Source organism: Lysinibacillus sp. GW821-FHT14F06, assembly GCF_058803665.1.
On sequence record NZ_JBXAPF010000003.1, the window covers coordinates 240257 to 248004 of the forward strand.

7 protein-coding genes are annotated in these 7748 nt (G+C 35.9%); 6 read left to right on the top strand and 1 reads right to left on the bottom strand.

Features of this window, described 5'->3' with window-relative positions; translation table 11 throughout:
• The first annotated feature begins 276 nt into the window (after nucleotides 1–276).
• The 6 genes from qoxA to AC1RNS_RS04895 all read left to right on the top strand — a co-directional run bounded on the left by qoxA (nucleotide 277) and on the right by AC1RNS_RS04895 (nucleotide 6384).
• Complete coding sequence (gene qoxA, locus AC1RNS_RS04870) at nucleotides 277–1209, top strand: cytochrome aa3 quinol oxidase subunit II (RefSeq protein WP_492991171.1); 933 nt, start codon at nucleotides 277–279, stop codon at nucleotides 1207–1209.
• Between the two features lie 27 nt (nucleotides 1210–1236).
• The gene (qoxB, locus tag AC1RNS_RS04875) at nucleotides 1237–3180 is read left to right on the top strand and encodes a cytochrome aa3 quinol oxidase subunit I (protein WP_492991172.1); all 1944 of its coding nucleotides are present in this window, start codon (nucleotides 1237–1239) and stop codon (nucleotides 3178–3180) included.
• Between the two features lies 1 nt (nucleotide 3181).
• Nucleotides 3182–3781 (top strand): cytochrome aa3 quinol oxidase subunit III, encoded by a 600-nt coding sequence (qoxC, locus tag AC1RNS_RS04880; RefSeq protein WP_492991174.1) that lies wholly within the window; start codon nucleotides 3182–3184, stop codon nucleotides 3779–3781.
• Entirely contained in the window at nucleotides 3781–4065 is a 285-nt protein-coding gene (qoxD, locus tag AC1RNS_RS04885; RefSeq protein WP_004226585.1) for a cytochrome aa3 quinol oxidase subunit IV, read from the top strand. The genes qoxC and qoxD overlap by 1 nt, the downstream gene beginning before the upstream one ends.
• 397 nt (nucleotides 4066–4462) lie before the next feature.
• Nucleotides 4463–5323 (top strand): DUF6612 family protein, encoded by an 861-nt coding sequence (locus AC1RNS_RS04890; RefSeq protein WP_492991175.1) that lies wholly within the window; start codon nucleotides 4463–4465, stop codon nucleotides 5321–5323.
• 368 nt (nucleotides 5324–5691) lie between these two features.
• Nucleotides 5692–6384, top strand: coding sequence for a hypothetical protein (locus AC1RNS_RS04895; protein WP_492991176.1), 693 nt, complete (start codon nucleotides 5692–5694; stop codon nucleotides 6382–6384).
• 96 nt (nucleotides 6385–6480) lie between these two features.
• Here the strand turns inward: AC1RNS_RS04895 and AC1RNS_RS04900 are convergent, their stop codons facing one another.
• Nucleotides 6481–7554, bottom strand: coding sequence for a PQQ-dependent sugar dehydrogenase (locus tag AC1RNS_RS04900; protein ID WP_492991178.1), 1074 nt, complete (start codon nucleotides 7552–7554; stop codon nucleotides 6481–6483).
• Nucleotides 7555–7748: the final 194 nt, after the last annotated feature.

Below are 7748 nucleotides of genomic sequence, written 5' to 3' on the forward strand. Positions count from 1 at the left end.
CGTATAATCCAATGTGCAAACAACGACATTTGTGTTGATGGATTATGGCACATTGTCTTTAATTCGATTGCACAGATTTATGGCTTTGCAAACGCTTGCACTAGACCAATCAAACACTAGATTCAATGTTTCATAATGAACCATGCCATTGTAAGTATTTTTAGGACTTTGATTGGTACACCAAATAAAAGAGGTGACCTTATTTACTCATCTATTTATAAATGTGAACTTTAACATGAAATTTATGAATAGCCGTTCTATAGAAAGGAGTCAAACATGAAAAAGAAGTTAAGCTTAATGTTTGTAGCATTTAGTGCCCTTGCCATTCTTGCTGGATGTGAGCCTCTAACAATTTTAGATCCAAAAGGACCAAATGCTAAAACATTATCAGACACAATTATTTTATCCATTATCACAATGGCCTTTATATTATTAGTCGTGTATGTACTTTTAATATTTATGCTAACAAAATATCGTGCTTCAAAAGCACCTGCTAATTATGAGCCACCTCATGAAGAAGGCAGTCATTTACTTGAAATTACATGGACAGTTATTCCAATTATTATTGTAGCGTTTTTAGCAATCGTTACAGTTAGAACAACAAGTACAGTAGAAGCTAAGCCAGAAGGTTATGACAATCAAGAGCCGCTTGTAATTTATGCCTCATCTTCTAACTGGAAATGGCATTTTAGCTATCCAGAGCAAGGGATTGAGACAGTAAACTACGTAAATATTCCGGCTGATCGTCCAATTGAATTTAAACTGTACTCTTTCGGACCAATTACAAGTTTTTGGATACCTCAATTAGCAGGTCAAAAATATGCAATGAGCGACATGTTGACTACTATTCACTTAGCAGCTGATGATGTTGGTTCATATATGGGACGTAACTCCAACTTTAGTGGTCGTGGATTTGCTGAAATGGAATTCGAGGCACAATCTATGACGCAGGAAGATTTTGATAAATGGGTTGCTGATGTAAAGGCAAATGAAAATCCATTAACAGAAGAAAAATTTGATGAGCTATTAAAAGCTGAGCATGTTGGTCGTTCAAGCTATTCATCCACACACTTAGAATTTAGTCCTGCTCCTATGGAACATAGTGAACATATGAACATGTCTGACGATGAAATGGATCACTCTGAGATGAATCATGAGGACCATTCAACAGATTCACAAGAAAATTCTAATGCAACACATTCACATTAATTTTTAAATATGAAAGGAGCGCATCCAATGAGTATGGAAGAAATTTTCCATCCAATGCAAGAACCGATGATTTTAGCGGCAGCTATTAGTATCGTCGTTGGAGCAGTTGTTATCTTTGCTGGCCTTACTTATTTCAAAAAATGGGGCTATTTCTATAAAAACTGGCTTTCAACTGTTGACCATAAAAAAATCGGTATTATGTATATCGCTGTAGCGCTTTTAATGCTTTTCCGCGGTGGTATTGATGCATTGTTAATGCGTGCACAAACGGCGGTTCCAGACAATGGCCTTCTAGATGCACAACACTATAATGAAATATTTACAACACACGGTTTATTAATGATTTTATTTATGGCCATGCCATTCGTAATTGGTTTAATGAATATTGTTATCCCACTGCAAATTGGTGCACGTGACGTAGCCTTTCCACGTCTAAATGCAGTTAGCTTTTGGTTATTTGCAGCTGGTGCAGGTTTATTGAACCTATCATTCATCATTGGTGGTTCTCCAGATGCTGGTTGGACTGCCTACTTCCCGCTGTCAGGAACAGAGTTTAGTCCTACTGTTGGGAACAACTACTATTCTTTAGCGCTACAATTATCAGGTATTGGTACGTTAATGACAGGTGTAAACTTCATCACAACGATTATTAAGATGCGTGCACCTGGTATGACATTAATGAAAATGCCGATGTTCACTTGGTCAATTTTAATTACAAACGTTATTATCGTGTTTGCATTCCCAGTGTTAACTGTAGCACTTGCATTAATGATGCTTGACCGTCAATTCGGTACACAGTTCTTTGCCATGCAAAATGGGGGTATGGACATGCTTTGGGCCAACCTATTCTGGGTTTGGGGACATCCTGAAGTATACATTGTTATCCTGCCAGCTTTCGGTATTTTCTCAGAAATCATTGCTACATTTGCACGTAAAAACTTATACGGCTACAAATCAATGGTTATGAGTATGGTTGTTATTTCATTGTTATCATTCCTAGTTTGGGCCCATCACTTCTATACAATGGGTCATGGTGTAATGGTAAACAGTGTATTCTCTATTACAACAATGGCAATCGCAGTTCCGACTGGGGTTAAAATCTTTAACTGGTTGCTAACAATGAGGCATGGGAAGATTCAATTTACTACTCCAATGCTTTACGCACTTGGCTTTATTCCGATCTTCACAATTGGTGGAGTTACAGGAGTTATGCTAGCAATGGCAAGTGCCGACTATCAATATCATAATACGATGTTCTTAGTTGCCCACTTCCACTATGTATTAATTCCAGGGACAGTATTTGGTGTACTTGCTGGTTACCACTACTGGTGGCCAAAAATGTTTGGTTTCCGTTTAAATGAAAAATTAGGGAAAGCTGGATTCTGGTTTATTGCAGTATGTTTCAACGTTACATTCTTCCCATTATTCATTTTAGGTTTAGATGGTTATGCTCGTCGTATGTATACTTACTCTGAGTCAACTGGCTATGGTCCATTGAACATGCTATCGTTCATCGGTGGACTTGGACTTGCTGTAGGCTTCGCGTTAATCGTGTACAATATCTACTACAGCTGGAAGCATATGCCTCGTAATGAAAAAGCAGATGTTTGGGATGGTCGTACATTAGAATGGGCTACTCATTCTCCAGTTCCAGAGTACAATTTTGCAGTAGTACCGACTGTAACTCGTTTAGATGAGTTCTGGTTTGCGAAAAAAGAAGGTCGTGATATTACGGCTGGTAAAATTGAAAAAATTCATATGCCGAACAACACTGGCACTCCATTCTGGATGAGCGGATTCTTCTTCCTTGCAGCATTCTTTGCTGTATTTAACCTATGGATTCCAGCCATCATTAGTATGATTGGTGTATTTGGCTTTATGATTCATCGTTCATTTGAAAAAGATCATGGTCGTTACATTTCAGTTGAGGAAGTTATGGCTACTGAGAAAAGCTTGAGAGGTGATAAATAATATGAAAATCGATTCTTCACTTCCATTAGAATATAGTACAGAGGAAAATCGCCTGAAGATTTTTGGTTTCTGGATTTTCCTTGGCGCCGAAATCGTGTTATTCGCTACATTATTTACTGTATATTTCACACTTCATACACGCACAGGTAGCGGTCCAAATGGCGCTGAAATTTTTGAATTAACACCAGTATTATGGGAAACATTCTTATTATTAACAAGTAGTTTCACAATTGGTCTTGGTGTTCATGCAATGCGTATTGGCAATAAAAAAGCAATGATGACATTTTTCATCATTACGCTGCTATTAGGTCTTGGCTTCTTAGCTATTGAGATTGATGAGTTTGTGACATATGTTCATGAAGGTGCAACAATCCAAACAAGCGCATTCTTATCATCATTAATGACTTTACTTGGTACACATGGTGCCCACGTAACATTCGGTTTCTTCTGGGGCGTTGCCATTTTAATCCAAGTAGCGAAACGTGGCTTAAACCCACAAACGGCTAATAAAGCGTTTATCTTCTCACTGTACTGGCACTTCCTAGACGTTGTTTGGATTTTCATCTTCAGCTTCGTCTACTTGAAAGGACTGATTAGCTGATGAAGGAATTATTCCCAAAACAACATGTGATGGGCTTCGGCTTCTCACTATTACTTACAATTGTAGCTTTAGCAGTTGTGAAATTCGATATGTCACTTAATATGGCATTTGGCATTTTACTAGTAACTGCACTTGCACAAGCGACTGTACAATTAGTATTATTCATGCACATCGGTGAATCCGAAGATAAGAAAACGTTATATACAACGATTTTATATTCTGTATTCGTAGGTGTTGTCACAATCATTGGTACATTATTTGCAATGATTTGGGGCTATAACTGATAAAAAAGTCGAGAAAATGCTATCATTTTCTCGGCTTTTTCTTTTTGCAAAAATAACTTTTACTTCATTTAAATAAACCACCTCCCCCAATACCCACAGTTTAAAAAATGAAATCAAAGTTAATTTTTCAGCTTTTACATTAGACTCAACTTAAACATTGTCAGTACTTCCAATTCCTCTAACCAAGTGTTGATACTACATCCTACACTTATTATTCATGTACTATCTCTTTTTATTACTTAATGTGCAAGAAGGCATATAAAGAAAGGTATAAATTGGGCATTTACTATTATTTTAATATTGAATTAAAATTTTATTTAAAATAATGAATCTTTTCCTTTTATAGTTATGTATACTAGTAGATATTGTTTTTTACCAAGAATAGGAGATGAAAGAAATGAACAAATTTTTTAAGGTTTTAAGTGTTGGAGCACTTGCATTAACACTAGCAGCTTGTAACAGTAGTGCTACTCCAACGAAAGACACAACTAAAACAAGTAAACTTACTTTAGAGCAAGTGTATGACAAAGCAGTAGATCGCCAAGCAGACGTTAAAAGCGCAAGTGCGAAAATGGAAATGACTCAAGAAACAAAAATGGGATCAGGCGAAGAAGCAATGGAATTTTCTATCGATTCAAAAATGGAGATGGATGTAATTAGCGATCCACTTGCAATGCATTTATCAGGTTCAATGACAATGCCAGATATATTTGGCGAGGGTGAGCAAAATACAGAAATGCCAATTGAAATGTACATGAAGCAGGACCAAGGCTTTTTCATGAAGGATACAACTACAGATAGTTGGTTTAAAATGCCGAGCGAAGAATTTGACGCAATTTTAGAACAAACTGCATCTTCTGCAGACGCGAAAGAGCAATTAGAACAGCTTAAAAAGTTTATAAAAGATTTTAAATTCGAGCAAACAAATGATGCATATATCTTAACTTTAGATGCAAAGGGCGATCAGTTTAAAGAACTTATCGATTCTGAGATTAACAAATCAATGCAAGGACTTGGTCTTGAGGAAAATCCTCTTGATAACTTAACAATTGATAAAATAAACTATGTACTATACATCGATAAAGAAACATTTGACACAAATAAAATGGATATGAACTTTGATTTAATCATGAAAATTGAGGATCAGGAATTATCTATGAAAACAAAGTCTATTGTGACATACACTGATTTTAACCATCTTAAAACAATTGATATTCCACAAAGCATTATTGACAATGCTACAGATACTGCACAATAATTCATTGAAAGCCAGTTTCCTCTTTAAGGAAACTGAGCTTTCTGTTATTTATTATAAATCAATTTGGTCTTGGTTAATTGTAGCTGCTGGTTTGCTTTCGCTACAGAAAATATCTAACTGAATGAAGATAAACAAATTTCACAATCGTATAATATTTTCTCTACATATAGCATAATGAGTATCGAATAGAGGCTATTATCCCAATTAGTCGTTAATTTACTAATTTTAAATAATCTTGCCCTAGCTCAGCAACATTTTTTTATGAAGTGCCAGAGATTATTTGTACCTCTTGGAGCTAATACAGATAATTATTACCATGTGATTGAGCAAAAGATATTGCTATAATTTACTGAGAGGGAGTGTGAATTATGGCTATAGAATTTCAAGCAATTTCTACAACATTAGACGTCGCTTATTTCGATGGTGTTACTTATTCAATACCAAAGCAATGTCCACATTGCTATGTCTGGATGATTCCATCGACTATTGATGCAAAAAAGCTATCTTATGATTTACATTATGATATGAATTTTCTTTCACATTCGTGTGTAGGTTGCAAGAAAAGCTTTGTTACTACACATTTCCGTAAAACTTCAAATAACAGTATTACTTTTCATTCTGTATATCCAGAGATGACAAATAAAGCGGTGCCAATGATTATCGCTGAATTTTCTCCTCAATTTGCTAATATTTATAGACAAGCTGCATTGGCAGAAAATTTGGATCAAATTGAACTAGCAACGACTGGCTATCGAATGGCACTAGAAATTCTAGTTAAGGATTATTTACTTGCCGAATTTCCAGAGCTAGAAGAACAAATAAAACATTCCTCCTTGCATCAATGTCTGACAGAATATTTTCAGGATATATCTAATTCCGTCGCTGCCCATGTAGTAAAATCCTTGAGTAATGACTATGTCCATTATGTAAAAAAGCATACTCACGCTGGTTTTGAGGAACTTAAGTTTTATTTTGAGATCTTTGTGAATGATATTGAAACGAAATTAAAATTAAAAAAACCAATTATACAGAAAGCAAATATACTCAGCAGCATGTCATAGCATAAAAAGGTGCCTAATTTTTAAGCACCTTTTTTTCAATATAGGAACATTTACTTAATCTGCAACATTATCTCCAGCTTTTTATCCACCAATATTTCAATTTTCTAATGCAATTCGATATAGCTTATCATCATTTGTCAAAGGATTTCCACGCCCATCTGTATTATTACTAATGAAATAAAGAGATTGATCGTCTATATACAGATCTCGAATACGGCCAAGACCTGAAACTAGCTCTCTTTTTTCGAGTGTTTCCATAGTAAATTCCAATATTGTCGTTCCTCTTAATGCTGCCACATACAATTTTTTATTATTATTATCCATTCCTGAAGGAGCCCAAGTTGTATTAAGACCAGATGTAACGATTGGAGCAACCATCCCTTGTCGTTCCTCACTGCCTTCTATAATTGGCCAACCATAATTTTGTCCTTTTTGTATGATGTTGAGCTCATCATTAGCTGAGTTTCCATGCTCACTTGCATACATCTTGCCATCTGATGTCCATGTCAAACCTTGAGGATTGCGATGGCCGAAGCTATAAACATAGGAATTAGGAAAAGGATTATCATTTGGAATAGATCCGTCTAAATGTAAGCGTAGAATTTTCCCTTCTAGCGTGGATAAGTTCTGTGCTAGCATAGGTTCCGTTGCATCGCCAACTGTTGCATAAAGCTTGCCATCTGGTCCAATTTCTAATCTACCTCCATGATGATACGTACCACTATTAATACGATCAACTAGCAAACTCTCTTCCTTCCATTTGTTATCCTGTAACGTTAAAGTGATAATCCGATTAAACTGTTTAGAATCCTCAACATACGTATAATAGGCATATGCCCTTGTTGATTCAAGAAAATCAGGAGCTAGAACAAATCCTAATAACCCAGCCTCTGAAGCAGTAGAAAGCTCTTTACTAAGTTCTACATGTTGCCTTTCTACCTTACCATCTTCAACTTTTACAATATTTCCTGGCCTCTCAGATAAATAAAAAACATCGCCACTTTTTTGAATAGACCAAGGTGCCTGTAGATTGTCAGCAATAATGTCAAGATTTGAAGTTGTTAAGGTTGTAGCATTTTCAGGTTTTTCATCTTGCTGCTTCGTTTTGGAGCACCCTCCAAGAACAAACAGCAATAGTAGTAACAATAATAAATTCGCTTTTTTCATCATCGTTCCCGTTCACCCTTTCTTATTTGTTACTGACAGTAGCAATCAAAAGAAAAAGACGCCATTAAGACGTCTCATGTTGTTGAAATACTATTAAGTCAATGAAATCAAGGTGACAAATTAAAAAGTATAGCCCTTTTTCAAAACGAGGGGTTGATCTCCGTTCCGACTGAGTGCTTTCCTGGGGGCGTCCGATG